Source organism: Bradyrhizobium sp. 27S5, assembly GCF_037217225.1.
Classification (GTDB): domain Bacteria; phylum Pseudomonadota; class Alphaproteobacteria; order Rhizobiales; family Xanthobacteraceae; genus Bradyrhizobium; species Bradyrhizobium septentrionale.
Genome location: NZ_CP147714.1, coordinates 4,664,360 through 4,690,044, shown reverse-complemented (window position 1 = coordinate 4,690,044; position 25,685 = coordinate 4,664,360). Strand labels below are relative to the sequence as shown.

Sequence of the window (25,685 nt, the reverse complement as noted above, 5' to 3'; positions counted from 1 at the left end):
TATCACTTTCGCTGATCCGGGTCAGGTTTTGCGGCGCCGAAAAGCAGTTTGCCGCGCAGGGACCGCAATCCTTGGAATGGTCTTTTGCAGTCGATGCGAAAAACGAAATAGCGTCTCATATACATCGGCGGTTTTTCTCCTAAGCTTGCAACGTTGCAATCGCTGATCAGGAGCCCAAGCCGGTGACCACGCCATTTTCTATCTCTCGACGTTCCGCGCTCGGCGTGCTCGCCGGGAGCCTGATTGCGAGCACCTCTCGCGCGGAAAGCGGGGCGGGCGGGGGTCCCGATCTCGGCGGCGCGACGCTGCGGGTTGCCTATTACAAGGGCGGCTGGCGTCCGCTGCTGCAGGCGGCGGGCGAGGACAAGACGCCGTACAAGATCGAGTGGAAGGAGCTCAACAACGGCGTGCTCCACATCGAGGCGCTGAACGGCGACGCGCTCGATATCGGATCGGGCAGCGAGATTCCCGCGATGTTCGCTGCGCGCCAGAACGCCAAGGTGCGCTTCATCGCCGTCACCCATGAGGATCTCAACATCCAGGTCACGGTCGCGGCAAAGGACGCGCCGATCCATTCGATCGCCGATCTCAGGGGAAAGCGCGTCGGTTATGTGCGCGCGACAACGGCGCATTACTTCCTCGCCAAGCAGCTTGAGGAAGCCGGGCTTTCCTTCGGCGATATCGAGGCCATCAACCTGACGCCGTCGGACGGTTACACGGCGTTCGCGTCCGGCAAGCTCGATGCCTGGGCGATCTACGGCTATAACGGGCAGCTCGCCATCACCAAGCAGGGCGCGCGCCTGCTCAAGACCGGCGTCGGCTATCTCTCCGGCAATTTCCCGATCTACGCCAATCCGAAGGCGGTCGACGATCCGCTGCGCCACGCCGCCGTGACCGATTTCCTGCTGCGGATCCAGCGTGCCTATGCGTTCGCCAACAAGAACTTTCCCGTCTATGCGGCGGCGCAGGTGGCGGAGACCCATCTGCCGCTGCAGGACATTCTCGACCAGTTCGCCCGCCGCAGCGACGACTTCTCGCTCGCCGGCGTGACGCCCGACGTGCCGGAGACGCATCAGAAGGTCGCCGATACCTTCCTCAAGCTCGGCGTGCTCGACGCGCGCACGGAGGTTGGACAATTCTGGGACACGAGCTTCAACGAGGTGATCGCCGCCGGCGCGGCCAGGCTTGCGAGATCCTGACGGCCGCAACGACATGGCCCATATGGGTGAGGCGGAAAGCGGGCAGGCGCCGCGTCACCGGCGTGCGGGTTCCCGGAAGGCGCTGTGCTCTCCGCCGACCGATTCCACTTCGCGTGGAACTCCGGTCATTTGCGACCCAGCGTGAAGGCTGCAGCTGTGGAGGTGGTGTTGCAGCACGGCCGCGGCCGGCTGTGCCGTGCTGCCATGCAGACTGAAAAGGTTGCGGGCCGCACCAAGACTGTATCATGATGACGTCGACCAACCCGACTCGAGGTCGAGACTGGTCGACGACGCCGGCCTCCAACACCTCCCGATTTCGCATGCAACCGATTTTCTTAGCTATGCCGATTGTTCTGCGGAGCTGAAATTGAATCACGACGCATTGGCCAAGCTGACCGTCACCATCATTGTCCTGGTCGCGCTGCTCGTGTGGCGGGTTGCCGACCAGAAGAAGCCGATCGAATGCGGGGCCAACTGCCCGACGGACGTGTCCGCGAACCGGAAAACCGCTCAGTAAAAATCAGACAGCTCCATTGATCTCGCCTCGATGCCGTGTGCGAAAAGGTCGGCAGCGTGCCCCTATCGGCCATTGCGTGGCGCGTATATCGTCGGCGCCAAACACAAGACAAGATCGGCCAAAATATCGGCCCGGCGCGCCGGGTAACGACGCCAGATGAGGAAGCCATGTCGGACACGCTGCTGTTTTCGCCGATCACCATCCGCGGCGTCACGCTGAAGAACCGCATCGTGGTGCCGCCGATGCACCAATATTCCGCCGAGAAGGGCTTTCCGACCGACTGGCATCTGATGAATGCCGGCAAGTTTGCCGCCGGCGGCGCGGGTCTCGTGATCGTCGAATCCACCAAGGTCGAGCGGCGCGGCTGCGGCACGATCGGCGATCTCGGCATCTGGGACGACAAATTTATCGCGCCGCTCAGCCGGCTCGCAGGCTTCATCAAGCAGCAGAGCGCGGTCGCCGGCATCCAGCTCGGCCATTCCGGCCGCAAGGCGCGTGCGAGCCGCCCCTGGGAGGGCGATCGCCCGCTGGAGCGCACCGCCGAGATCGAAGATTGGGACGCCTGGACGCCGGTGGCGCCGAGCGCGATTGCCCATAGCGAGCGCTGGCCGGTGCCGCGCTCGCTGGAAACGCATGAGGTGAAGGATCTCGTCGCGGCCTGGGGGCAGGCGGCGCGGCGCGCGCATGAGGCCGGTTTCGAGGTGCTGGAACTGCACGGCGCCCATGGCTATCTCGTGCATGAATTCCTCTCCGAGCGTTCCAACCAGCGCAGCGATCACTATGGCGGCTCGGAAGCCAACCGGATGCGCTTCCTGATCGAGGTGACGGAGGCCGTGCGCGCGCACTGGCCGGAGCACAAGCCTTTGTTCGTGCGGCTCTCGGTCGAGGACAATGCCGGCTGGGGGCCGGAGCAGAGCGCGCGGCTGGCTACGATTCTGAAAGCCGGGGGCGTCGATGTGATCGACTGCTCGTCGGGCGGAATCAGCGAGATGGCGCCGATTCTCGGCAAGGAGATCAAATACAACTACCAGGTGCCGCTGTCGGAATATGTCCGCGGGCATGCCGATATCATGACCATGGCGGTCGGCCTGATCATCCATGGTGACCAGGCTGAGCAGATTCTGCGTGACAAACAAGCAGATTTGATCGCGGTCGGCCGGGAAATCCTCAATAACCCCAACTGGCCGATGGACGCCGCGCAAAAACTCGGGGTTGAAGGGCCATTTCGCAATGTTCCTCCGCAGTTTGGCTATTGGTTGGGCACGCGAGCCAAGCGCGGATTCGGGACCCGGCCGTCGACCTGGCAGAACGGGTTGCAGGAGGCTGGGCCAGAGGCCGACCGGGAGCTGACTTGAGACCGGCTTTGGGGTGATTAAGTGCTGATTTGGAGCTGACCAAGGCAGCGTGACAGGACCGTAATGGTCTGGTGACAAGGCGGCCTTGATCCGACCAAAAAGCCGTTGTGTGGTGCCCCGGTCGGGGTGGGGCAGGCGAGCGTTGCGGAACGTTGCCGGCCGGTAGCGAAAAGGATCGCGGATAATGCGCAAACATGTTGGCTTCTTCCTCGGGACGGTTGCGGGTGCGTGCCTCACCCTGCTCGTGGCCTCGCCGCAGGGGGCGCATCTGTTCGCCGTCGCCAATGCCGCCGCGCATTCGGACACCAGCAACACCTATTCGCAGCTCAACCTGTTCGGCGAGGTGTTCGAGAAGATCAAGAGCGACTACGTCGAGAAGCCCGAGGACTCCAAGCTCGTCGAAGGGGCGATCAACGGCATGATCTCCTCGCTCGATCCGCACTCCCGCTACATGAACGAGAAGGGCTGGTCGGAGATGCAGGAGACCACGCATGGCGAGTTCGGGGGGCTCGGCATCGAGGTCACGATGGAGGACGGTTTCGTCAAGGTGGTGGCGCCCATCGACGACACGCCGGCCTCGCGCGCCGGCATCATGTCGGGCGACGTCATCACCACGATCGACGATGACCAGATCCAGGGCATGACGCTCGACCAGGCCGTCAACAAGATGAAGGGCGCGCCCAACAGCTCGATCCGACTGAAGATCATCCGCAAGGACGCCGACAAGCCGATCGAGGTCTCGATCACCCGCGAGATCATCCGCGTCCGCCCGGTGAAGTATCACGTCGAGGGCGGCGACATCGGTTACATCAGGATCACCTCGTTCAATGAGCAGACCACCGAGGGCCTGCGCAAGGCAATCGCGGAGATCCAGAAGCAGGTCCCGCAGGACAAGCTCGCCGGCTATGTCGTCGACCTCCGCAACAATCCGGGCGGCCTGCTCGACCAGGCGGTGTCGGTGACCTCGACCCTGATGCAGCGCGGCGAGGTGGTCTCGACCCGCGGCCGCAATCCGGAAGAGACCCAGCGCTTCACCGCGCATGGCGGCGACATGACCAAGGGCAAGCCGCTGGTCGTGCTGATCAACGGCGGCTCGGCGTCGGCCTCCGAGATCGTCGCCGGCGCGCTGCACGACCACAAGCGCGCGACCCTGATCGGCACCCGCTCGTTCGGCAAGGGCTCGGTGCAGACCATCATTCCGCTCGGTACCGGCAATGGCGCGCTGGCGCTGACCACGGCGCGTTACTTCACGCCGTCGGGCCATTCGATCCAGGCGCTTGGCATCAAGCCGGACATCGAGGTGCTGCAGGATGTGCCCGACGAGTTCAAGACCCGCTCCGAGATCATGAGCGAGGCCAAGATGCGCGGCCATCTTGCAGCCGAGGGCGCCGAGCAGACCGGCTCGCAATCCTACGTGCCGCCGGACGAGAAGAACGACAAGGCGCTGGCCGCGGCCTTCAACCAGCTGCGCGGCGTCACCGTGAACGCCGACGCCAAGAACGCCGACACCAAGGCCGCGCAGAAGCGGCCGGTGCCGAACTAGTTCAACGTTCGAACAGCGAACAGCCGCCCCGAGGGGCGGCTTTTTTGCTTCTGGGGTGGCGATGTCCGTAAACCCCGGGGGGCTGCGCCATGTCGGCGATGGTGGTGGGATTTCATCGCCCAATCAGGTGATGCAGCGTCTTTATGTCCGGGTGTCTCCATTTGTGTCCAAGATTGACTCAACCCCGGAGTGCTAATTAGATCTCGCACATTGCCACCCGTCTAAAGCACGGGGTCTTACCAAGCGGTTTTCTTACCCGATGATACTGGCGACCTTGGCTGGCATCGTTGCTTCTTGTTTCAGGAGTTTTTCATGGACACCATCAACGGAACGACCGGCGACGACACCCTGATTGGGACCGCCGGCGACGACCGCATCTACGGCATGGGCGGCAACGATTATTTCGACGGGGGAGCCGGCAACGATGGCCTTTATGGTGGAGCGGGCAACGACACGTTCGCGTTCGAACTCGGGGGTGGCACCGACGCTGTTGCTCCCTGGGGCGGCAGCGATACGGTGCTGTTCCTGGGATCGCTGTTCGATGTCGCCTACGTCATCGATGAATTTGTAGATTACGAGCCCTTTTTGCCGGATTGGGATTTCTTCCGCAATTTCTATCTCGTTGATGGAACCCGCATCAGCGAAACCGAGAAGCCCAGTGGCATAACCACGCAGTTCAAGGCAACGGACACGTCGCTTTTGCAACAGGTCGGCACCACCAGCGGCAACGACCTGTTGGCGGGAGAGGACGGAAGCGAGACGCTGAACGGGGGCGACGGCAATGATGTCATCTACGGCAACGGCGGCGCCGATACGCTGAACGGCGGCAATGGCAACGACTATCTGTCCGCCGGACGCGACGATGGCGCGAGCGACGTCTACGACGGCGGCGCCGGCATCAACACCGTCAGTTTTTCCGGTGTCGGCGGCGGCGTGACGCTCGACCTCGGCAATCACTATGCGATCGGGCCTGTCATCGGACATGACGGCGTGTTCAATGTCCAGGTCGCGGTCGGCAGCCTCGGCAACGACATCCTGATCGGCGAGGCCGGCCCGAACACGCTCTACGGATATTGGGGCGACGATTATCTGTATGGTCTCGGCGGCAACGATGCCATGTTCGGCGGTTACGGCAACGATATCCTGATCGGCGATGACGGAAACGACGCGCTGCACGGCGATTCCGGCTTCAATTATCTGTTCGGCGGCGACGGCACGGACACGCTGGACGGTTCCGGCGGAATTGCCGCGACCGACGTCAACGTCATGTATGGCGCGGCCGGCGCTGACGTTCTCACGGGCGGCCTTGGAACGAATTATTTCTACGGCGGCGCCGGCAGCGACACGATGACCGGCGGCGCGGGGCTCAACATCTTCATCGCATCGGGCGAGACCGATGGCGACGTGATCCAGGGCGGCTCCGGCCAGAATTACGTCTACGGATCGAATGGCGGCGACACCGTCACTGGCGGCAGTGGCACCGACGTATTCCTAATGGGATCGGGCGCAGATCAGATCGAAGGCGGCGGTGGCGTCGACTACGCCTGGGGGGGCGGCGGCTCGGATATCTTCTCCATCAACGATCAGGCCAACGAAGTCATGGTGATCGAGGACTTCAACGCCGGCGGGATCAGCGATGTCGTCAACTTCGCGGGCACCTCGCTGCAATCGTTTTCCGACGTGCAGGCGGCCTCGTTCTATAATGCCGCCATCAACACCACCATCATCACCGACAGCGCCGGCAGCGCCGTCTGGCTGATCGGCACAGGGCCCGGACAACTCAGCGCCAACATGTTCAGCTTTACGTAGTGGCGTAACGCCTACGCCGCGCCGGCGACAGGTTTGCGTCGGCGCGTACGGCCTTCGCCCGCGGCAGGGCCACGGCGGTGCCCGGCCAGCAGCTCGCGGATTTGCGCCGCCGGCTTCGGCGGGCTGAACAGATAGCCCTGCATTTCCGAGCAGCCGAGCTCGCGCAGCAATTGCTGCTGCTGCGCGGTCTCGACGCCTTCCGCGGTCGTGGTCATGCTGCGCTCGGCGGCGATGTTGACGACGGCCTCGACGATGCCGGCCGATCCTTGCGGATCGGCGATGTCGGTGACGAAGCAGCGGTCGATCTTGATCTTGTCGAACGGGAAGCGCTTCAGGTAGCTCAGCGACGAATAGCCGGTGCCGAAATCGTCGAGCGCGATCCGGATGCCGATGGCGCGGAGCTGATGCAGCGCGGCCAGCGCCGTCTCGTCGTCGCGGATCAGCACGGCCTCGGTGATCTCGAGCTCCAGCCGGCCCGCCGACAGCCCCGACGCCGCGAGCGCCGCGATCACCTTGAGCGCCAGCGTGCCGCTGCGGAATTGCACCGGCGAGACGTTGACCGCGAGTCTGACATGATCGGGCCAGTTGACGGCCTCCTTGCAGGCCGTCAACAAAACCCATTCGCCGAGCTGGTTGATCAGGCCGGTCTCTTCCGCGATCGGCACGAAGTCGGCCGGCGAGATCATGCCGCGCTGTGGATGGCGCCAGCGCACCAGCGCCTCGCAGCCGGTGATCTCGTTGCTGCGCAGGTCGACGCAGGGCTGGTAATGCACTTCGAGCCCGTGGCCCGCGGCGATGGTCTGGCGCAACTCCATCTCGAGCTCGCGGCGGGCGCGGGCGTCGGCATCCATAGCCGGCTCGAAGAAGCGCGAGACGCGCCGGCCGGCCGACTTCGCCGCATACATCGCAAGGTCGGCGTTCTTCAGGATCTGATCGACATCGGTGCCGTCCTTCGGCGCCAGCGCGATGCCGATGCTGGCATCAGTGGTGACCTGGTGGCCGAGGCATTGATAGGGCAAGCGGATCGCCTCGTAAATGCGCGCAACGAGGTCTGTGACCTCGATCTCGTTCTTCACCCCGGTCTGCACGATCGCGAATTCGTCGCCGCCGAGCCGGGCGACGAAATCGCCGTCGCCGATCACGCCGCTCAGGGTCCTTGCAACGGACTTCAACAGTTCGTCGCCGACCATGTGGCCGAGCGAGTCGTTGACGCCCTTGAATTCGTCGATGTCGATATAGAGCACCGCCAGCTGGCTGTCGGGCGCGACATGCGGCAGCTCGCGCTTGATCTCCTCGTGGAACAGCGCGCGGTTCGGCAGGTCGGTGAGAGCATCGTAGTGGGCAAGATGCGTGATGCGCTCCTCGGCGCGGCGACGCTCGGTGACGTCCTCATGGGTCGCAAGCCAGCCGCCGTCGGCCAGCGGCTCGTTGACGACCTGGATCGAACGCCCGTCGGGCGTCGTGATCACCATGGTGTTGCGGACAGCGACGTCGCGCAGCACGATGTTGACGTAGCGTTCGACGTCGCCCTGGAACGAGCCGGTCTGGTGGCGATGCACGATGACGTCCCGGAAGCTGCAGCCGGGCTTGATGATGTCGGCCGACAGCCCGTACATCTCGACATAGCGCTTGTTGCAGATCACCAGGCGCTGCGCGGCGTCGAACAGCAACAGCCCCTGCGTCATGTTGTTGACGGCGGTGTCGAGCCGGAGCTTCTCCAGCTTCAGGCGCTGCTGCTGGGCGCGATGCTGCTGCACGAGCTTGCGCACCACCAGCGTCAGCAGGATCGCGATCGCCAGCACGGAAATGCTGGTCACCGCGATCAGGATGGCGATCTGCTCGCGCCAGTTGGCGAGCGCCGCTTCCGTCGTGGTGGTCGCGACGACGACGATCGGGAATTTGGTCAGCGCCCGCGACGATACCAGGCGGTCCTTGCCGTCGACCGGACTGGCCAACCGCGTGGTGCTCTGCGGCAGCTCGAACACCTGCTGCTGGTTGACCGGCCCGGTGCGGAAATTCTTCCCGATCAGCTCCTCGACATGGGGGTAGCGCGCCAGCAGCGTGCCGTCCCGATGGTGCATCGAGATCGCTGAACCTTCGCCGAGCGCAACCGTCGAGAAGAATTTCTCGAAGGTCGCCGGCTCGATGCCGCGGCCGACCACGCCGAGGAACTCGCCATGCGGCCCGGTGACCTTGCGGACGATGACGGTGGTCCAGAGCCCGCTGATACGGCTAATCACCGGTGCGACCTGCATGTCAGGCGAGTAGGGGCTCGATTTGAAGATCTGGAAGTAGCTGCGGTCGGCAATGCTGGCCTGCGGCAGCGGCCAGGCGCCCGAGCTGTTGATCAGCACGCCGTCGGCATCGAACACGTTGAGGCTGCCGACATTGGACAGCGCGTCCATCTTGGACTTGAGCATCGCATGGATGTCGGCGGCCGACATCCGCCGCCGGTAGTTCTCCGACGTCGCGATCCCGTTGTCGCGCATGAACGCGATCAGGTCGCGCTGGACCACCTCGAGATCGTCGAGCTGCTGGTCGAAATGCCGCGCCAGCAGCAGCACGGTGTTCTCGAGCTCGCGCTCGCTGTTGTGCAAAGCGCGCTCGCGGAAATTCTCGGCCATCAGGGTCGCGCCGATCGCGATCGCGGCCATCAGCACGGCGCCGCCGAGGATCAGCCAGCGGATCGGACCGCGGCCGATCACCGAGGCGACGTTGAACGAGGCGCTGCCGTTTGGATTCATCTGACGCTATCGCTTCCAGGCGTTTCACCCGGAGGTAGGTTCAGTGCACCTCCGGCCCGCGAAAGTCGTACCGAAACGAGATGGAGTTGCGGTTAGCGAGGTTGGTTAACGAATGGTTACTGGAGGCGGCGAGAAGCCACGGCTCTCCGGGTGATCCGGAGCCGATCTGGAAGAGGCCACCAACCGAGGCGACCTTAGACCCCGAAAGAATGCCTCATCTGAATCGTCATGCGTTGGACGGCGTCGGTATATCGCCCCTGAGCAAACTTCTGATCCATTATGTAAAGAACAAAGACAATTCCTACGGCTATCAGCAATCCTTTCACCAAATCCTCCTCGTCATCGCCCTGGCGATAACCGACGGAGGTTCTGAGTGTTCCGATTTGGGATTGCCGCGCGCGGCAGGCCTGCATCAGATCTTGCGATCGAACAAGGCGCGGAAATTGCCACCGATAATCGTGACGAAATCGATGCGTCGAGCTAATCGACGACGGGACAAAAAGTTCCCGAAGCGGAACTGCAGTTTTTGCCGCTCAGTGCGGCTACCCGGAATCCCTTGCCGAGTGTGAAGTCGATGTAATCGTCCGTTTACGATCTAAGTCCATGACGATGCTCAAACTGACCGCCGGCACGTAGTTTGCGTGTCGTTCCGCGAAGTTCAGTGCGTGAGGGGTGTCATCATGAAGAAGCTTGTTCGGAATTTTTGTGCCGATGAAACCGGCGCCACCGCGATCGAATACGGCTTGATCGCAACCGGCATTGCGATCGCCATCATTGCCGCGGTGAAGGGCGTCGGCACAAAACTCTCGGGCACCTTCAATTCGATCAGCGGCTCACTGAAGTAACCGAGCGCACCGGTAGCTCACTCGCCGGCGCGATAGTGCCCGGACTTGCCGCCGATCTTCTCGATCAGGTGAATGCCTTCGATGCGGATGCCACGGTCAACCGCCTTGACCATGTCGTAGATCGTCAGGCACGCGACCGAAACTGCGGTCAGCGCCTCCATCTCGACGCCGGTCGGCCCGGTCACCTTGACGCTGGCGCGGACGATGCAGCCGGGCAGCTTGGCGTCGGTTGCGATATCGATCGTCACTTTAGTTAGCGCCAGCGGGTGGCAGAGCGGGATCAATTCCGAGGTCCGCTTCGCCGCCATGATGCCAGCGATCCGCGCGGTCGCCAGCACGTCGCCCTTCTTGGCCTGGCCTTGCTCGATCAGCGCGAGCGTCGCCTTGCTCATCAGCACGCGGCCTTCGGCGACGGCGATCCGCTCAGTGGCGGGTTTGGCCGAGACGTCGACCATCCGTGCCTCACCCCTGGCATCGATATGGGTGAGGGCGGCGCCGGAGCCGGACGGCTCGGCTTTGGTAGCAGCCTTGCTCTTGGCCTTGCTCTTCCGCGCCATCGCGTCAGCGCGTGCCGGTGGCGCGCGATGCGGCCGACCGCGTCAGCAAGGCGCGGGTGGCCGCGGTGACGTCCTGCTGGCGCATCAGGCTTTCACCGACCAGGAAGGTCGACATCCCGACCCGCTCGAGGCGGGCCAGATCCTCTGACGTGAAGATGCCGCTCTCGCCGACCATCAGGCGGTCGCGCGGGATCAGCGGCGCCAGCGCCTCGCTGGTCGCAAGCGTGGTCTCGAAGGTGCGCAGATTGCGGTTGTTGACGCCGATCATCGGCGAGCGGAGTTTCAGGGCTCGGTCGAGCTCGGCGCGGTCGTGGATCTCGATCAGCACGTCCATGCCGTAGCCGAGCGCGGCATCCTCGATGTCCTTGGCCGCGGCATCGTCGAGCGCCGCCATGATGATCAGGATGCAGTCGGCGCCATGGGCGCGCGCTTCCGCCACCTGATAGGTGTCGAACATGAAATCCTTGCGCAGCACCGGCAGGTTGGTCGCCGCGCGGGCCGCGACCATGAAGTCGAGATGGCCCTGGAACGACGGCGCATCGGTCAGCACCGACAGGCAAGCGGCGCCGCCGGCCTCATAGGCCTTTGCCAGCACCGGCGGATCGAAGTCGGCCCGGATCAGCCCCTTCGAGGGCGAGGCCTTCTTCACTTCCGCGATCAAGGCGTAGTCGCCGTTTGCGTGCTTGTCCTTCAGCGCGCGGACGAAGCCGCGCGGGGCCGAGGCTGATTTCACCTGCGCCTCGACATCGGTGAGCGAACGCACGCGCTTCGCGGCGGCGATCTCCTCGCGCTTGTAGGCCTCGATCTTGGTCAGGATGTCGGACATCGCTTACCGCCTTATTTGCGCATGATCTGATTCGAAAAACCGGTTCCCACTTTTTCGGATCATGCTCAGCCGTTGGAAACCGCGACCAGATGCTTGAGCCGCGCCGCGGCCGCGCCGCTGTCGAGCGACTGCGCGCCGATCGCGACGCCTTCCTTGAGGTCCTTGGCGCGGCCGGCCACGATCAGCGCGGCGGCGGCGTTGAGAAGGGCGACGTCGCGATAGGCGCTCGGCTTTCCCTGGAGCACGCTCGACAGCGCGATCGCATTGGCATCGGCATCGCCGCCCTTCAGCGCCTCGCCGCCGACGCGGCCGAGCCCGGCGTCTTCCGGCGTCACCTCCGATGTCCTGATCTCGCCGTTCTCCAGCGTTGCAACGAAGGTCGGGCCGGTGAGGGTGATCTCGTCGAGGCCGTCGGAGCCGTGCACCACCCAGACCTTGTCCGAGCCGAGGTTCTTCAGCACCTGCGCCAGCGGCTGCACCCATTGCCGCGAGAACACGCCGACCATCTGCCGCTTGACGCCGGCCGGGTTCGACAGCGGCCCGAGCAGGTTGAAGATGGTGCGGGTGGCGAGCTCGACCCGGGTCGGACCGACATTCTTCATCGCCGGATGATGTGCGGGCGCGAACATGAAGCCGATGCCGGCTTCCGAGACGCAGCGTCCGACGCGCTCCGGTGTCAGATCGATCTTGACCCCGAGCGAGGCCAGCACGTCGGCCGAGCCCGAGCGCGACGACAGCGCGCGGTTGCCGTGCTTGGCGACGGGCACGCCGGCGCCGGCCACGATGAAGGCGGCGCAAGTCGAAACGTTGACCGAGCCGGAGCCGTCGCCGCCGGTGCCGACGATGTCGACGGCCTCCGCCGGCGCCTTGACCGGCAGCATCTTGCCGCGCATCGCGCTGACGGCGCCGGTGATCTCATCGACGGTCTCGCCGCGGACGCGCAGCGCCATCAACAGCCCGCCCATCTGCGAGGGCGTGGCTTCGCCCGACATCATGCTGTCGAACGCAGACGCCGCTTCTTCACGCGTCAGCGTGGCGCCGGTGGCGACTTTTCCGATGATCGATTTCAGGTCGTCCATTCGCTGGCTCAGGGTCTGTTGTTGGAGCTTGATCTCCGCGCGTCGCGTGGTCGCGCGGAGAACCGGCTGTCGCTGCGACAAACGTGGAAAGCGTCTGCGGCTTAGATCATGCTCAATTATTTGCGCCTGTCACCTGTGCGAAGGCTGCCTGGTTGATGGTTACGCCGATATCGGACTCGATCTTGGTGACGTATTGCGCGACCTGCTCGTCGCTCAGCGAGCGCCGCAGCGCCTCGGTGAGCTGCTTGGCCGCATCGGAAGTGAAGTCGACCGGCGGCACGGTCACGTTGGTGACGCGGAACACGACCCACTGGCTGCCGCCGGCGGCAGAGGTCTGTCCGTCGCCGTCCTTGGCGGTGCGGAACGCCGCCGCAATCACGCCGGCCGGCACGGCTGGCAGCGAGGCCTCGCGGTTGAAGTTCGCAGCGGTCTCGACCTTGACGCCGACAGAAGCGGCCTCGTCGGCGAGCTTGGCGCCGCCGTCAAGCTTCTGGACGATCTCGGTCGCCTTGGCGCGCAGCTTGGCGGAGATCTGGTCCTCGCGCCACTTCGCCTCGACCTGGTCACGGACCTCGTCGAGGCTGCGCTCACGCGACGGCGTGATGCCCAGCACGTCGTACCAGACATAGCCGTTGTTGAACTGGATCGGGTCGTTGTCGACGCCGACGTCGCTGTTGAAGGCCTGCGACACCACGTCGAGGCCGCGCGGAATGTTGGTCGCGAGCTGGCCGTTCGGCAGACGCCCCGAGCGATCGATCGCGTCGATGGTGACGGGGGTCAATTTCAGCTTCTGCGCCGCGTCGATGACGCTGGAGCCGCCGCCGCGCTCGTCTTCCATCTTGTCGCGCAGCTCGGCGACCTTGCTGCGGGCGCGCTCGGAGGCGATCTCGTTCTTGACCTGTTGCGCGAGGCTCTCATAGCTCGGGGTCACGCCGGGCTCGATCTTGCCGACCTTGACCAGCGCCACGCCGAAGCGACCCTGGACCGGCTGGCTGACGTCGCCTGAGGGAAGCGCGAAGGCGGCATCGCCGAGGGCCGGATCGAGGATCGCCGACTTCGCGACCAGCCCGAGATTGACGTCGGCCGGATTGAGGTTGCGCTCCTTGGCGATGTCGTCGAACGAGGTGCCCGACGCGATCCGGCCGCGCGCGGCCTGCGCCTCGCCGGCGTCCGGAAACACGATCTGCGAGACTTCGCGCTTCTCCGGCGTGCTGAGCCGATCCTTGCGCTCCTCGAAGATCTTCCTGGCGTCCTCGTCCGACACCGTCTCCCACTTGCCGATTTCCTCGGGCGTGATCGCGACGAAGGAAATCTTGCGGTATTCGGGCGCGCGGAACTGGACCTTGTGGTCCTCGAAATAGGCGGCGAGCGCCTCGGGCGAGGGTGGGTCGATGGTGCCGGCCTGCGCGGCGCCGAGCGTGATGTAGTCGATCGAGCGCTGCTCGTTCTGGAAGCGGGTCAGCGCCTCGACCAGCGATTTCGGCGGCTCGATCCCGGACGAGATGGTGCCGGCGATCTGCCGCCTGAGGCCAACGCGGCGCTGCTCGGCGATGTAGCGGCCCTCGGTATAGCCGTAGTTGCGGATCACGGCCTGGAAGCGCTGCGGGTCGAACTGGTTGTTGAGACCCTTGAAGTTCGGATCATTGTAGATCTGGCGCAGCACCTCGGCGTCGGACACGTTGAGGCCCATCCGGCGCGCTTCCTCGTCCATCGCGGCTTCCGCGAGCGTCTGCTGCAGCACCTGGCGGTCAATGCCGAAGGCGCGCGCCTGGTCGGGCGTCAGCGGACGGCCGAACTGGCGGCCAAGCTGCTGCAACCGGTCGGTATAGATCTGGCGGAACTGCTCGGCCGAAATCTCGGTCCCGCCGACCTTGGCGAAGGTCGACTGGCCAAATCCCTTGAAAATGTCGGCAATGCCCCAAATTCCGAAACTGACGATCAAAACGCCCATCACAACGGCCATAATCGTCTTGCCGAGCCAGTTTGATGAGGCTTTCCGCATTCCTCGAAGCATGGGTCCAACTTGTTTTGCAGGTGGGGAACCGGGTCGTGCCCAAGTGGGAGCAAAAAGTCGGGACCTTTTGTCCGGCAGCAGGGCGTCACCGAATTGAAAATGCTTATAAAGTGGCTCGTGTCCCCCCGCAACCTCGCCCGCGCGGGCGGATTGAAGCGGGTAGAGTTCTGTTCTGACGCGTTTTCTTCACGCGAACCGGTGGCCACTTCGCTCGAAAACGCTCTGGACGCCGCGCGGGATGGGCGAGGGCGGCATCTGGAAGTCTCCGCCCGGCTCTGATAGCGCAGGGGTACGCTTGAACGATGGGACATCCGACATGACCGACGCCATCCGGCCGCTGATCGCCGGCAACTGGAAAATGAACGGCCTGAAATCCTCTTTTGCCGAGTTCGACGCGATGCTGGCCGGGGCCGGCGATGTCACCGGGAAGGCCGATCTCCTGGTCTGTCCGCCGGCGACGCTGGTCGGCGCCTTTGCCGACAAGGCCCGCGGCTCGAAGGTCGCCGTCGGCGCCCAGGATTGTCATCCGAAGGCATCGGGCGCCCACACCGGCGATCTCTCGGCGGAAATGTTTGGGGATCTCGGCGCGGTCGCCATCATCGTCGGCCACTCCGAGCGGCGCGCCGACCATGGCGAGACCGACGCGTTGATTCGGCAGAAGGCGGAGGCGGTCTGGCGCGCCGGGCTGACCGCGATCGTCTGCATCGGCGAGACGCGCGAGCAGCGCGACGCCGGCAAGACGCTCGATGTCTGCGGCACCCAGCTTGCGGGCTCGCTGCCCGACGGCTCGACCGCGGCCAATCTGGTGGTTGCCTATGAGCCGGTCTGGGCAATCGGCACCGGCCTGACTCCGACTGCCAAAGATGTCGAGGAAGTTCACAGGTTTATCCGTGGTCAGCTCACCGATCGCTTCAAGGACGAGGGAAACAAGATCAGGATCCTGTATGGCGGCTCGGTCAAGCCGTCGAACGCGGCCGAGCTGATGGCCGTCGCCAACGTCAACGGCGCACTGGTCGGCGGCGCCAGCCTGAAGGCCTCCGACTTCCTCGCGATCGCCGCGGGGTGTTAGCCCGTCGCCGCGTTGCGCACTGACGTCCCACACCGTCACCCTGAGGTGCGAGCGGAGCGAGCCTCGAAGGGCGACGGCCCGGCTGGTGGCCGTCGACCCTTCGAGACTGGCCACGCGCTCCTCCAGCGACAAAGGCCTCGCCTTTGCGCGGGGGACGGGATTGGCAGTATTGCGAAGCCAGCTGCCATCAGCATCTGCTTGGCTATAGAATCAGGCGGCAGCAGCCGCGCCGATCCGCTTCCAATAGATCATCGTTCCGGTGAGGCCGCCATGCGGCTTCAGCGCGTAGTCCGGGATGATGCCGCTGAGCTGAAATCCCTGCTTTTCGTAGAGCCGCGCGGCGCCGTCATCGACGGCGGTGTCGAGCACCAACAGCGTGCGTCCGCGATCGATCGCAAGCTGCTCGGCGGCGCGCAGCAATGCGGTCGCTGCGCCGCGGTGGCGATGCGCAACGCGCGTCATCATCTTGGCGATCTCCGCGCGATGCGGCTGGTTCGGCGGCAGTTTTAGCAGCAGCGTCACGGTGCCGATCAGTTCACTGCCGTCGAACGCGCCGAGCACTACCCGCTCGCCGCGCGTGGCTGCGCCCAGCGAGTCCTGCCAGAACGCCTGTGCGTCACTCGGCGACAGCGGGTGCATGAAGCTGACCGAGCCGCCGCTGGCGACGGTCTCAATCAACAGCTCGCAGAGTGCGCTGCGAATCTCCGGCGCATCCTCAAGCGGCTTGATGGCAAAGGGCGACATGCATCAGCTCCGGGCGAGGGCGACCACATAGGTGCAGGAGGCGTTGGTTTCGTTGGCGAAGGTGGTCTCCGCCGGCGGGCCGAAGCCGAGGCAATCGCCGGCGGCGAGCAGATGGCGCGCGCCGCCTTCGGTGATGACAAGGCTGCCGTTCAGGACCCAGACCAGCTGGCGGATATGGGCGTAGGACGAGGCGGGAAGGGTGACGGCCTGCTTGGGCGGCAGCTCGACCCGCACCAGCTCGACCGGATGATCGGGGCGGCTGAACACCTGGCGGCGCAGATAGCCGCTCTCCGGATCGCGCCAGACCGGCTGCGTCGTGCCGCGCGACAGCCGCTCGCCCTGGCCCTCGGCGCGCAGCATCAACCCGGCCAGCGTGAGGTCGAAGGCGGAGGCGAGGCGCACCAGCACCACCGCGGTGGGGCTGACTTCGGCGCGCTCGATCTTGCTGATCGTCGCCTTCGAGACGCCGGCGCGTTCGGCGAGCTCCGCCAGCGACCAGCCCCGGCCGTCGCGTTCGAGCCGAATGCGCTGCGCCAGGCGTTGGCTCAGATCGTCTACGAAAGTATCCATTCGTCAATTATAATAGAATTATTCGGTTCCGATCAAGGCTCCGCCGAGCGCAATCCGCACCGCTTGTGATCATCGCCATTGCGACTATCTCGGGGGTGACAATGCCCGGTGCAATCGTGTAACAGGGCGCGACTTCACGAAAACCCGCAAAGCCGATAGCGCCGTTTGTCTGGCCGCTTGGCGGCTTATGACGGAAGGCTTGCGATGCAGACTGTCGTTATCATTATTCATCTCATGATCGTTGCCGTCATGATCGGCGCGGTGCTTTTGCAGAAATCCGAAGGCGGCGGCCTCGGCATGGGTGGCGGCGCCGGCTTCATGTCGAGCCGCGGCACCGCGAATCTGTTGTCGCGGACCACCGCGATCCTCGCGGCCGGCTTCTTCCTCACCAGCCTGTTCCTGTCCTGGTATGCCGGCTACGACCGCAAGCCGAGCTCGATCATCGGCACCGGCGCACCGGCGCAGACGCAGCCGGCCGGCGGCACGCCGATCACTGCGCCGACCTCCGGCGGTGTCCTCGATTCGCTGAAGAAGGCCGACGAGCAGCAGGGCCAGCCGGCCCCGAGCGGCCCGCAGGCGCCACGGTCGCAATAAAGCAGGGTGGCCATGCAGGATACAGCGCTGGTGTCCTGCATCAGAAATCCCCATTAGTGCTCTGAAATCGCTTTCAATTTAACGCAACCCACAGCCCGGTGATTTGTTTGCCGGGAATGGCCGATTCGTTTTGCGAATCGCTGGAGTCGGATTAAAGGTAAGGTCCCATGGCGCGGTACATATTCATCACCGGCGGCGTGGTCTCCTCGCTCGGAAAGGGTCTGGCATCAGCGGCGCTCGGCGCTTTGCTGCAGGCCCGGGGCTACAAGGTCCGCCTTCGCAAGCTCGACCCCTATCTCAACCTCGATCCCGGAACGATGTCTCCGTATCAGCACGGCGAAGTGTTCGTGACCGACGACGGCGCCGAGACCGATCTCGATCTCGGCCACTACGAACGCTTCACCGGTCGTCCCGCCACCAAGGCGGACAACATCACGACCGGGCGCATCTATCAGGACATCATCTCTAAGGAGCGTCGTGGCGACTATCTCGGCGCCACCATCCAGGTGGTCCCGCACGTCACCAATGCGATCAAGGAATTCGTGCTGTCGGGTAACGACGAGTACGATTTCGTGCTGGTCGAGATCGGCGGCACCGTCGGCGACATCGAAGGCCTGCCGTTCTTCGAGGCGATCCGCCAGCTCAAGAACGAGCTGCCGCGGGATCACGCGGTCTATATTCACCTGACGCTTTTGCCGTACATTCCAAGTGCCGGCGAACTCAAGACAAAACCGACGCAGCATTCGGTGAAGGAGCTGCGCTCGATCGGCATCCAGCCCGACATCCTGCTGTGCCGCACCGATCGCGAAATCCCCAAGGAAGAGCGGCGCAAGCTCGGCCTGTTCTGCAACGTGCGCGAAAGCGCCGTGATCGAGGCGCGCGATGTCGACAATATCTACGCGGTGCCCGAGGCCTATCACGCCGCCGGCCTCGACGACGAGGTGCTGGCCGCGTTCGGCATCACCGCGAAGATTCCGCCGGCGCTGCAGAGCTGGAACGTCATCAACGAGCGCGTCCGCAATCCGGAAGGCGCGGTGACGATCGCGATCGTCGGCAAGTACACCGGCATGAAGGACGCCTACAAATCGCTGATCGAGGCGCTCTCTCATGGCGGCATCGCCAACAAGGTGAAGGTCAATCTCGACTGGATCGAGAGCGAGGTGTTCGAGAACGAGGACCCGGCGCCGTTCCTCGAGCACGTCAACGGCATCCTGGTGCCCGGCGGCTTCGGCCAGCGCGGCGCCGAAGGCAAGATCCGCGCGGCGCAGTTCGCGCGCGAGCGTAACGTGCCGTATTTCGGCATCTGCTTCGGCATGCAGATGGCCGTGATCGAGGCGGCGCGCAATCTGGTCGGCATCGAGGAGGCCAACTCGACCGAGTTCGGCCCGACCAAGGAGCCGCTGGTCGGTCTGATGACTGAATGGCTGCGCGGCAATGAGCTCGAGAAGCGCTCGCAGAGCGGCGACCTCGGCGGCACCATGCGGCTCGGCGCCTATGCCGCAGCGCTGAACCGCGGCAGCCGCGTCTCGCAGGTCTATGGCGGCGCGACCGAGATTTCCGAGCGGCACCGCCATCGCTACGAGGTCAACACCGCCTACAAGGATCGCCTCGAGCAGCACGGTCTGCGCTTCTCCGGCATGTCGCCGGATGGCGTGCTGCCGGAGATCGTCGAATACGAGGACCATCCCTGGTTCATCGGCGTCCAGTTCCACCCCGAACTGAAGTCGCGGCCGTTTGAGCCGCACCCGCTGTTTGCGTCGTTCATCGAGGCGGCGGCGAAGCAGAGCCGGCTGGTCTGAGCCGGCGCTGGCCGTGACCGCGGCGCTCAGGCGGGGGTGGCCTCGCTCGCCCGGCGCAGCTTGGTGATCGGTGAAACGCCTGCATCGGCCGCCGGCGCGGCGTCGCGCGTGATCAGCCTGTATTGCGGACGTCGCGTCAGCCGGTACACCGCGGCGGGCGGTACGTTGAGGATGGCGCGATCGACCAGCGTGGCGCGCAGGCCGAGCCGGTCGAGGATCGGCCGCCGCACCGGGCAGCGCATGCCATAGGTGAATTGATAGAACGCGCCGCCAGGACGCATGTAGCTGAACGCGCCGCCGACGATCGAGATCACCTTGCGCGGCGACATGTTGAGCAGCGGCAGTCCGCTGACCACGGCGCCGACCGGTGCGCCGTCATAGAGCCGTTCCGAGGCCAGCCGCGCCGCGTCCATCCACAGCACGCGCGCGCCGGGAAAACGCAGCTGCAGCAGCCGCATGAAATCCGAGCCGTATTCGATCAGCGTGAGATCCTGCTGGCGCACGCCGCGCTTCAACAGCTGATAGGTGAAGGCGCCCGTGCCCGGACCGAGCTCCAGAATCGGACCGCTGTTGGCGCTGATGTCGCGCGTGATCAGTTCGGCGAGCGCGGCACCCGACGGCGCGATGGCGCCGACGCGGCCGGGGGCTGCCATCCACGCCGTGAAGAAAGAGATGAGATCATGTGACATTGGGATTCCCAGCAAGGTGACGTCACGCTTCTATTCAGTTGCGAAGCGTGTTGTCTTGTTTGCGGGATCTGCATTGCGACAACATTGCGCGATGTTGCCAGAGCCCCGTTCCGATTGAATCGGAACGGGGCTCTAGATTCTTATCTTGACGCGTTTTTCTTTACGCGAACCGGTACCCACTTCGCTCGAAAACGCTCTGGTGTCACGACACGAACGGCGCCGGCGGTAACGTCATGCGGAAGCACGCGCCGCCTTTCGGTCCATCGAGCACGGAGACGTGACCGCCATGCAGCCTTGCGATCTCGCGCACCATGTTCAGCCCGAGACCGGCGCCGCGGTCGAGCGGCGCGAGCCGGTAGAACGGGTCGAAGATCCGCGTGCGCTGATCCCAGGGGATGCCGTCGCCTTCGTCTGATACGTCGATGGTCGCGGCGCTGCCGACATGGATGGTGATGGTGCCGCGGCGGCCGCCATGCTGGATGGCGTTCTGCACCAGATTGGTCAGCGCGCGCTCCAGCGCAGCGCGGTCGCCTAGCGTTTCGACCCGATCGGTTGCGGTATCGAGCGAGAGTTCGTAGCCGGCCGCGATCGCGAGCGGCGCCAGGTCGGCGGCGACGCTGCGCGCGGCGGCGACGAGGTCGACGCGGACGAACGGATTGCGGCACTGGTCGAAGCGCTGGATGTCGAGCAGTTGCTCGGCGAGCGTCGCAAGACGCGCGGAGTCCTCGAGCAGGCGGGTTTTCTCAGGCCCCGGCGGCAGCGACTCCAGCCGCGTGTTGAGGATCGCGATCGGCGTGCGCAATTCATGTGCCGCATCCGCGACGAAGCGCTGGTGGCGCGAATAGCCGTCGTCGAGCCGCTTCAGCGCATCGTTGACGGCAGTCACCAGCGGCGCGACCTCGAGCGGCAAATGGTCCGCCGACAGCCGGCTGCCGCGCTGGCGGAAATCGATCGGCGTGCCTCGTCGGCGGCGGTGTCGAGGCCCGAGAGGGCGCGCTTGATCACCATCGGCGTGGCCACGAAGGTCGCGGCGGCCATCAGCAGCAAGCCGGGCACGGTGACGACGAGGAAGGTGAGGGAAGCCGCGAACAGCGCCTTGGCGCCGGTCATCCGTCCCTGTGTCGCGGTGATGATCTGCACATTGCCGGCGTCGGTGTTGACGCGCTTCATGCGCGCCGGCGGCTTGCGCGGATCGTCCTCGAACATCTGCCAGCCGAGCCGCGCCTGGCTGATATGGTCGAGCGCGCCGCCGATCTTGCTGAACTCGTCCGGCACCTTGCCCTCGGAGAGTGTTTCGCCCTGGCGGTCGCGCACGAAGAACCAGAGGTCGGGCGCTTCCTCGCGCAGCTGCTTCAGCTCCGCGGTCGGACGCAGCACCAGTCTGCCGTTACCGTCGCGGCCGAGCGCCCATTGCACGACGTCCACCACGCGGTCCTCGTCGCGCTCGCTGACGGGCAGGCCGCAGGCCCACAGCGCGCCGACCACAAGTGCGATGATGGCAATCAACAACGTGGCTTGCAGCGTCACCAGCCGCCAGCTCAACTTGGAACGCAGGCAATAGTGATCCGCCGCTTCGCTCATGATACCTGCTTCAGCAGATAGCCGACGCCGCGGATGCTGTGGATCTCGACACCGGCGCCGCTGTCGGCGAGCTTGCGCCTGAGCCGCGAGACATGGGCATCGAGTGCGTTCGACTGGATCTCGTCCTCGAAATTGTAGACCGCTTCCTCGAGCGTCGCGCGCAGCACGGTGCGGCCCATGCGGCGCAGCAGCGTCTCCAGCACTAATAGCTCGCGCCGCGGCAGCTCGAGCGGGTGGCCGTCGACGCTGGCTTCGCGATGGGCGCAGTCGAACGCCACGCGCCCGGCTCTGATGATCTCGAGCTGCAGCCCGGCGGGACGGCGCAGCACGGCGCGCAGCCGCGCCAGCAGCTCCTCGACGGCAAAGGGCTTTGCCAGATAGTCGTCGGCGCCGCTGTCGAGGCCGGTGATGCGGTCGGCGAGGTCGCCGCGCGCGGTCAGCACGATGATCGGGACGCCGTCGGCCTTGGCGCGCAGTTTTGGGATCAGCGTCAGCCCGTCGCCATCCGGGAGCTGGCGGTCGAGCAGCACTGCGCCATGCACCTCGGCGCAAATCGCCTCCTCGGCCTCGGCAAGGTTCGGCACATGGTCGACCACCATGTCGTAGCCCTTCAGCGCCTGCGACAGCGCCGCCGCCATTTCGGCCTCGTCTTCAACTAGCAGTATCCGCATGTCCTCTCAGTCCTGCACCGGAACGCCGGTGCCAAAGCACGATGAGGTCATCGCGCGTTAGTCTCTTGTTGAGCATGATCCGCGCAAACGCTTCGCGTTTGTCGCGAGGGAAAGCCGCTTCGCACTTTTCCGGATCATGCTTTGGGCAAGTAACATTGCAACAACATTGCGGAAATGCTTCGCCTGCCGCGAGCAGGGATGCCATATTGTCAGCAAATATGCGAAAAGCGGAGGGAGTTTCTACGGCGCGAGATGTATCAAACAGCTTATCCGGCCGAATTGGAACTGGTCATTTCCGCTATGCGTCCGCTTTGACGGCGATTTCAGCAATGGGGCCACAACCGGACTCATGCACCGCAGCAATCGGCGACCTCTTTCGATCACTTCGTGGGCGTGGCCAAGCAAAGTCGGTGGCTCGCAAGACTCGTCCTCATCGCCCCTTAGCGCAAGTCGCGTCGCGTTCGCGTGACGTCACGTATGAGGAGCGCAGTCAGGATCACGTGTAGAACAACCACCGGCCACAGAAGGACGCCGGTCAAACTACCTGCGAAACCCAGGTAGGCCAGATACAGCGTGCACAACACGCTGTAGCTCAGCATGCCGATAAGCGGAGGACCTGGCCAGCAGGCGATCCCCAAGGCAATCAGAGCGATGCCAGCCACGCGTGCTACGGGCACTCCGACGCCGGTAATTTGCTCGCCCAGCAACAACTGCCCGACGAATGAGGGAACGATCAGCAACGACAACCCCGTAGCGGCCTCGCCGATGGCCGCGAAGGTCAACGCGCTTTTCATCGCTTTCCGCCACTGGCTCCTTGCATGGTGCCCTTCGGTGCTTCAATCGGATCCGGTTCCGGCGCTGCCATTGGCGCCAATTCTGCCCTCGGCTCAGTTACGGCCTTGGTTTCCGGTTCGAGCTTGAACGTCAGCTTGTTGATCTTGCCGGTGAACTTGAACGGTGGATCGTAGCGATACTCGATCATCGCCACTCCGGTGCGGGTGTCCTGGCCGATGTCGAATGTCTCGTCCTCCGGAAACGTGATCGGCGTGCCGTGTTCGATGGATTTCCGGTCTACTACCTTGCCATCCACCGAGAGTATGCCTGTGCCCCCCTTGCCAAGGCCCGGACCATCAGACTTGAAGTCGAAGACGATGGTGTGCTTGCCCGCGCCCAATTCGGACCCGGACCAGATCGTGCGCTTGAGGTTGAGCAGGTTGTAGATGAAGACCGGTTTGCCCCCGCGGATGCCCGCAATACCCTTGCTCAGGAAAAGCCCATAGCCGCCGAAGCGTCCGCCTTCGGTAACGATCATGCCTTCCGCGCCGCCCTTCGGAATCTCGACTTCTGCAGTGATCGTGTAGGACTTGTTGAGGATGCTCGGCGCGGCGCTGGCCGGCACGCCGGTCAACTCACCCGAATAATTGAAGGTCGTTTGCCCTGCCGTAACGCTTGGTCGCGGTGTATTCCACCGCAGGAGCGTCGTGTTATCGAGCGGCAGCACGTTGTACTTCTTCGCCTCGGCATCGAAGAGGACCTGCATTTCCTTGACCTTTTCCGGCATCTGCGCGGCAAGATCATTGAATTGAGTCGGGTCTTCCTGGACGTTATAGAGTTCCCACTTGTATCCCGTGATCACGTCCGGCGGGGGCGCGCTGCTCAGTTCCCAGGGAAGCGTGATCGGCGTCGTGCACGCAATCCAGCCGTCGTTATAAATCGAGCGATTGCCGAGCATCTCGAAATATTGGGTCGTGTGCGTCGACTTGGCATTGGCATTCGCCTTGTCCCATGTGTACGCCATACTCACCCCTTCCATAGGGCTCTGCTTGACGCCGTCGATCGTATCGGGCTGCGAAATGCCGGTCGCCTCGAGGATGGTCGGGGCGATGTCGATGACGTGATGGAATTGGCGGCGGATGCCTCCCACTTCATTGATATGGCTAGGCCAGGACATCACGACCCCCTGGGCGGTCCCGCCGAAATGCGACGGCACTTGCTTGACCCATTTGAACGGGGTGTTCATCGCCCACGCCCACGGTGCGGCAAAATGCGGGAAGGTCTTGTCCGAGCCCCAAAACGGGTACCAGAGGTACTGAGCCTTCACCGGCACCGGGACGCCATTGAAGGTCGTGAACTCGTTGGGAGTACCGTTGATCATGCCCTCGGCACTCGCGCCGTTGTCACCGCCGATGTAAATGATCAAGGTGTTGTCAAGCTCTCCGAGGTCTTCTACCGCCTGGATGACCCGGCCGATCTCATTGTCGGCGTAAGCGAGGTAAGCACCGTAGACATCGGCTTGCCTGATGAAGAGCTTCTTCTCCAGCAGACCGAGTGAGTCCCACTGCGGCAATTCTTTCGGCCACGGCGTCAGCTTGGCGTTTTCGGGCATGATGCCCAGGCGCATCTGGTTAGCGAAGATCTTCTCGCGCACCTTGATCCATCCATCATCGAACAAGTGCATATCGCTGATCTTCTTGATCCACTCCGGCGTGGGATGATGTGGGGCATGGGTGGCGCCGGGAACGTAATAGACAAAGAACGGCTTGCCGGGCGCAATCTCCTTGAGTTGCTTCATGTGTTGGATGGCCTCGTCGGCCATGGCGGTCTCTAGGTTCCAGCCAGGATTGCCCTGGAAGGGATAGATGGCCGTCGTGTTGCGAAACAGGTTCGGCTGCCACTGGCTGGCGTCGCCGCCGACAAAACCGTAAAAATACTCGAACCCCATGCCGTTGGGCCATTGATTGAAAGGCCCTGCCTGACTTGAATGGAACGAAGGTGTGTTGTGGTCCTTGCCGAACCACGAGGTGGCGTACCCGTTCGCCTTCAGGATGGTACCGACGGTGCCCTTCTCGATCGGGATGATGGAATCGTAACCCGGGAATCCCGTCGATATTTCGCCGACCACGCCGAAGCCGACCGAATGGTGATTGCGGCCGGTGATGATCGCCGCCCGCGTCGGTGAGCAGAGCGAGGTGGAATGAAAATTGGTGTAGCGCAGCCCCTGCGCGGCGATACGGTCCATGGCAGGCGTAGGAATGACGCCGCCGAAGGTGCTCGGTGCGCCGAAGCCCTGGTCGTCCGTCATGATGAGCAGGACATTGGGCGCGCCCTTGGGTGGCACGACGCGCGGTGCCCACCACGCCGTAGATTCCGAGGCCTTTTCCTTGATCACGCCACCGAATTTCGGGTCGGGCGGCGGAAGTTGTTGTCCAGTGATTGTGGTGGTGGCGCCAGGCGAACCTGGGACACCAGTGATCTGTTGAGCCAATGCCGAGGTACAACTGAGGGCGAGAAGACTAACGCTCGCAAAGATGCGATGACTGATTTTCATGGCGGAAACCTCCGGTTGGAAGCTGGCCTTTGCAAAACAACAGGTCGCGTGTTCGATAGAATAATCGCACTGAGCGGACCGACTTTGAGCTAGGTCAAACCAGTGGCTTGGACCAAAGGGGCCACGGCCGATGTTCGTTGGGGGGCAAAAGG

General features: G+C 64.1%; 20 protein-coding genes and 1 pseudogene. 9 read left to right on the top strand and 12 right to left on the bottom strand.

The genetic code is table 11. The annotated features are described in order from the left end of the window. Nucleotides 1-182: 182 nt before the first annotated feature. The 5 genes from WDM24_RS21945 to WDM24_RS21925 all read left to right on the top strand — a co-directional run bounded on the left by WDM24_RS21945 (nucleotide 183) and on the right by WDM24_RS21925 (nucleotide 6,423). The gene (locus WDM24_RS21945) at nucleotides 183-1,199 is read left to right on the top strand and encodes an ABC transporter substrate-binding protein (RefSeq protein ID WP_338826848.1); all 1,017 of its coding nucleotides are present in this window, start codon (nucleotides 183-185) and stop codon (nucleotides 1,197-1,199) included. Nucleotides 1,200-1,581: 382 nt separating this feature from the next. Next, nucleotides 1,582-1,716: a hypothetical protein gene (locus WDM24_RS21940; RefSeq protein ID WP_338826846.1), complete on the top strand. Its 135-nt coding sequence runs from the start codon at nucleotides 1,582-1,584 to the stop codon at nucleotides 1,714-1,716. Between the two features lie 167 nt (nucleotides 1,717-1,883). Next, a complete protein-coding gene (locus tag WDM24_RS21935; protein WP_338826844.1) occupies nucleotides 1,884-3,071 on the top strand; it encodes an NADH:flavin oxidoreductase/NADH oxidase in 1,188 nt (395 codons plus the stop codon). Nucleotides 3,072-3,255: 184 nt separating this feature from the next. After that, nucleotides 3,256-4,614 carry a S41 family peptidase gene (locus WDM24_RS21930; RefSeq protein ID WP_338826842.1) on the top strand — a complete coding sequence of 453 codons (1,359 nt, stop codon included), beginning with the start codon at nucleotides 3,256-3,258 and terminating at the stop codon, nucleotides 4,612-4,614. Nucleotides 4,615-4,926: 312 nt separating this feature from the next. Beyond that, nucleotides 4,927-6,423: a calcium-binding protein gene (locus tag WDM24_RS21925; RefSeq protein WP_338826841.1), complete on the top strand. Its 1,497-nt coding sequence runs from the start codon at nucleotides 4,927-4,929 to the stop codon at nucleotides 6,421-6,423. An 11-nt stretch (nucleotides 6,424-6,434) separates the two neighbouring features. Here the strand turns inward: WDM24_RS21925 and WDM24_RS21920 are convergent, their stop codons facing one another. After that, on the bottom strand, nucleotides 6,435-9,167 hold the full coding sequence (locus WDM24_RS21920) for a bifunctional diguanylate cyclase/phosphodiesterase (RefSeq protein WP_338826839.1): 2,733 nt from the start codon (nucleotides 9,165-9,167) through the stop codon (nucleotides 6,435-6,437). A 680-nt stretch (nucleotides 9,168-9,847) separates the two neighbouring features. Here WDM24_RS21920 and WDM24_RS21915 point away from each other — a divergent pair. Next, nucleotides 9,848-10,012, top strand: coding sequence for a Flp family type IVb pilin (locus tag WDM24_RS21915; RefSeq protein ID WP_166205334.1), 165 nt, complete (start codon nucleotides 9,848-9,850; stop codon nucleotides 10,010-10,012). A gap of 17 nt (nucleotides 10,013-10,029) precedes the next feature. Here WDM24_RS21915 and moaC read toward each other — a convergent pair whose 3' ends face one another. The 4 genes from moaC to WDM24_RS21895 all read right to left on the bottom strand — a co-directional run bounded on the left by moaC (nucleotide 10,030) and on the right by WDM24_RS21895 (nucleotide 14,488). Beyond that, nucleotides 10,030-10,569, bottom strand: a complete 540-nt coding sequence (moaC, locus tag WDM24_RS21910; protein ID WP_338688609.1) for a cyclic pyranopterin monophosphate synthase MoaC — start codon at nucleotides 10,567-10,569, stop codon at nucleotides 10,030-10,032. Nucleotides 10,570-10,573: 4 nt separating this feature from the next. Continuing rightward, entirely contained in the window at nucleotides 10,574-11,395 is an 822-nt protein-coding gene (trpC, locus tag WDM24_RS21905; protein WP_338826838.1) for an indole-3-glycerol phosphate synthase TrpC, read from the bottom strand. 65 nt (nucleotides 11,396-11,460) lie between these two features. Next, nucleotides 11,461-12,474 carry an anthranilate phosphoribosyltransferase gene (gene trpD, locus WDM24_RS21900; RefSeq protein WP_338826837.1) on the bottom strand — a complete coding sequence of 338 codons (1,014 nt, stop codon included), beginning with the start codon at nucleotides 12,472-12,474 and terminating at the stop codon, nucleotides 11,461-11,463. Between the two features lie 112 nt (nucleotides 12,475-12,586). Next, nucleotides 12,587-14,488: a peptidylprolyl isomerase gene (locus tag WDM24_RS21895; RefSeq protein WP_338826836.1), complete on the bottom strand. Its 1,902-nt coding sequence runs from the start codon at nucleotides 14,486-14,488 to the stop codon at nucleotides 12,587-12,589. Nucleotides 14,489-14,804: 316 nt separating this feature from the next. Between WDM24_RS21895 and tpiA the strand changes: the two genes are divergently transcribed. Continuing rightward, entirely contained in the window at nucleotides 14,805-15,557 is a 753-nt protein-coding gene (gene tpiA / locus WDM24_RS21890; RefSeq protein ID WP_338826835.1) for a triose-phosphate isomerase, read from the top strand. 210 nt (nucleotides 15,558-15,767) lie between these two features. On the opposite strand, the gene WDM24_RS21885 is transcribed toward tpiA, so the two are convergent. Next, on the bottom strand, nucleotides 15,768-16,301 hold the full coding sequence (locus WDM24_RS21885) for a GNAT family N-acetyltransferase (RefSeq protein ID WP_338826834.1): 534 nt from the start codon (nucleotides 16,299-16,301) through the stop codon (nucleotides 15,768-15,770). Nucleotides 16,302-16,304: 3 nt separating this feature from the next. Continuing rightward, a complete protein-coding gene (locus WDM24_RS21880) occupies nucleotides 16,305-16,871 on the bottom strand; it encodes a helix-turn-helix domain-containing protein (protein ID WP_166295165.1) in 567 nt (188 codons plus the stop codon). A gap of 204 nt (nucleotides 16,872-17,075) precedes the next feature. On the opposite strand from WDM24_RS21880, the gene secG reads away from it, so the two are divergent. Both secG and WDM24_RS21870 read left to right on the top strand, forming a co-directional pair. Continuing rightward, nucleotides 17,076-17,465 (top strand): preprotein translocase subunit SecG, encoded by a 390-nt coding sequence (secG, locus tag WDM24_RS21875; protein ID WP_166295167.1) that lies wholly within the window; start codon nucleotides 17,076-17,078, stop codon nucleotides 17,463-17,465. Nucleotides 17,466-17,632: 167 nt separating this feature from the next. Continuing rightward, entirely contained in the window at nucleotides 17,633-19,264 is a 1,632-nt protein-coding gene (locus WDM24_RS21870) for a CTP synthase (protein WP_166295169.1), read from the top strand. Between the two features lie 26 nt (nucleotides 19,265-19,290). On the opposite strand, the gene WDM24_RS21865 is transcribed toward WDM24_RS21870, so the two are convergent. The 5 genes and pseudogenes from WDM24_RS21865 to WDM24_RS21845 form a co-directional block, all read right to left on the bottom strand. Beyond that, nucleotides 19,291-19,953: an SAM-dependent methyltransferase gene (locus tag WDM24_RS21865; RefSeq protein WP_338826833.1), complete on the bottom strand. Its 663-nt coding sequence runs from the start codon at nucleotides 19,951-19,953 to the stop codon at nucleotides 19,291-19,293. Nucleotides 19,954-20,155: 202 nt separating this feature from the next. Beyond that, a pseudogene (locus tag WDM24_RS21860) lies at nucleotides 20,156-21,534 on the bottom strand (sensor histidine kinase). Next, the gene (locus tag WDM24_RS21855; RefSeq protein ID WP_338688587.1) at nucleotides 21,531-22,205 is read right to left on the bottom strand and encodes a response regulator transcription factor; all 675 of its coding nucleotides are present in this window, start codon (nucleotides 22,203-22,205) and stop codon (nucleotides 21,531-21,533) included. The pseudogene WDM24_RS21860 and the gene WDM24_RS21855 overlap by 4 nt, the downstream one beginning before the upstream one ends. Before the next feature lie 440 nt (nucleotides 22,206-22,645). Further along, nucleotides 22,646-22,999, bottom strand: a complete 354-nt coding sequence (locus WDM24_RS21850) for a hypothetical protein (RefSeq protein WP_338826832.1) — start codon at nucleotides 22,997-22,999, stop codon at nucleotides 22,646-22,648. Then, nucleotides 22,996-25,533, bottom strand: a complete 2,538-nt coding sequence (locus tag WDM24_RS21845; protein WP_338826830.1) for an arylsulfatase — start codon at nucleotides 25,531-25,533, stop codon at nucleotides 22,996-22,998. The genes WDM24_RS21850 and WDM24_RS21845 overlap by 4 nt, the downstream gene beginning before the upstream one ends. Between the last annotated feature and the right edge of the window lie 152 nt (nucleotides 25,534-25,685).

What these genes read in the sequence shown, in the direction of transcription:
- WDM24_RS21935 (WP_338826844.1), top strand. Translation starts at nt 1,884, where the DNA reads ATGTCGGACACGCTGCTGTTTTCGCCGATCACCATCCGCGGCGTCACG.
- WDM24_RS21930 (WP_338826842.1), top strand. Translation starts at nt 3,256, where the DNA reads ATGCGCAAACATGTTGGCTTCTTCCTCGGGACGGTTGCGGGTGCGTGC.
- WDM24_RS21925 (WP_338826841.1), top strand. Translation starts at nt 4,927, where the DNA reads ATGGACACCATCAACGGAACGACCGGCGACGACACCCTGATTGGGACC.
- WDM24_RS21920 (WP_338826839.1), bottom strand. Translation starts at nt 9,167, where the DNA reads ATGAATCCAAACGGCAGCGCCTCGTTCAACGTCGCCTCGGTGATCGGC.
- WDM24_RS21915 (WP_166205334.1), top strand. Translation starts at nt 9,848, where the DNA reads ATGAAGAAGCTTGTTCGGAATTTTTGTGCCGATGAAACCGGCGCCACC.
- moaC (WP_338688609.1), bottom strand. Translation starts at nt 10,569, where the DNA reads ATGGCGCGGAAGAGCAAGGCCAAGAGCAAGGCTGCTACCAAAGCCGAG.
- trpC (WP_338826838.1), bottom strand. Translation starts at nt 11,395, where the DNA reads ATGTCCGACATCCTGACCAAGATCGAGGCCTACAAGCGCGAGGAGATC.
- trpD (WP_338826837.1), bottom strand. Translation starts at nt 12,474, where the DNA reads ATGGACGACCTGAAATCGATCATCGGAAAAGTCGCCACCGGCGCCACG.
- WDM24_RS21895 (WP_338826836.1), bottom strand. Translation starts at nt 14,488, where the DNA reads ATGCTTCGAGGAATGCGGAAAGCCTCATCAAACTGGCTCGGCAAGACG.
- tpiA (WP_338826835.1), top strand. Translation starts at nt 14,805, where the DNA reads ATGACCGACGCCATCCGGCCGCTGATCGCCGGCAACTGGAAAATGAAC.
- WDM24_RS21885 (WP_338826834.1), bottom strand. Translation starts at nt 16,301, where the DNA reads ATGTCGCCCTTTGCCATCAAGCCGCTTGAGGATGCGCCGGAGATTCGC.
- WDM24_RS21880 (WP_166295165.1), bottom strand. Translation starts at nt 16,871, where the DNA reads ATGGATACTTTCGTAGACGATCTGAGCCAACGCCTGGCGCAGCGCATT.
- secG (WP_166295167.1), top strand. Translation starts at nt 17,076, where the DNA reads ATGCAGACTGTCGTTATCATTATTCATCTCATGATCGTTGCCGTCATG.
- WDM24_RS21870 (WP_166295169.1), top strand. Translation starts at nt 17,633, where the DNA reads ATGGCGCGGTACATATTCATCACCGGCGGCGTGGTCTCCTCGCTCGGA.
- WDM24_RS21865 (WP_338826833.1), bottom strand. Translation starts at nt 19,953, where the DNA reads ATGTCACATGATCTCATCTCTTTCTTCACGGCGTGGATGGCAGCCCCC.
- WDM24_RS21855 (WP_338688587.1), bottom strand. Translation starts at nt 22,205, where the DNA reads ATGCGGATACTGCTAGTTGAAGACGAGGCCGAAATGGCGGCGGCGCTG.
- WDM24_RS21850 (WP_338826832.1), bottom strand. Translation starts at nt 22,999, where the DNA reads ATGAAAAGCGCGTTGACCTTCGCGGCCATCGGCGAGGCCGCTACGGGG.
- WDM24_RS21845 (WP_338826830.1), bottom strand. Translation starts at nt 25,533, where the DNA reads ATGAAAATCAGTCATCGCATCTTTGCGAGCGTTAGTCTTCTCGCCCTC.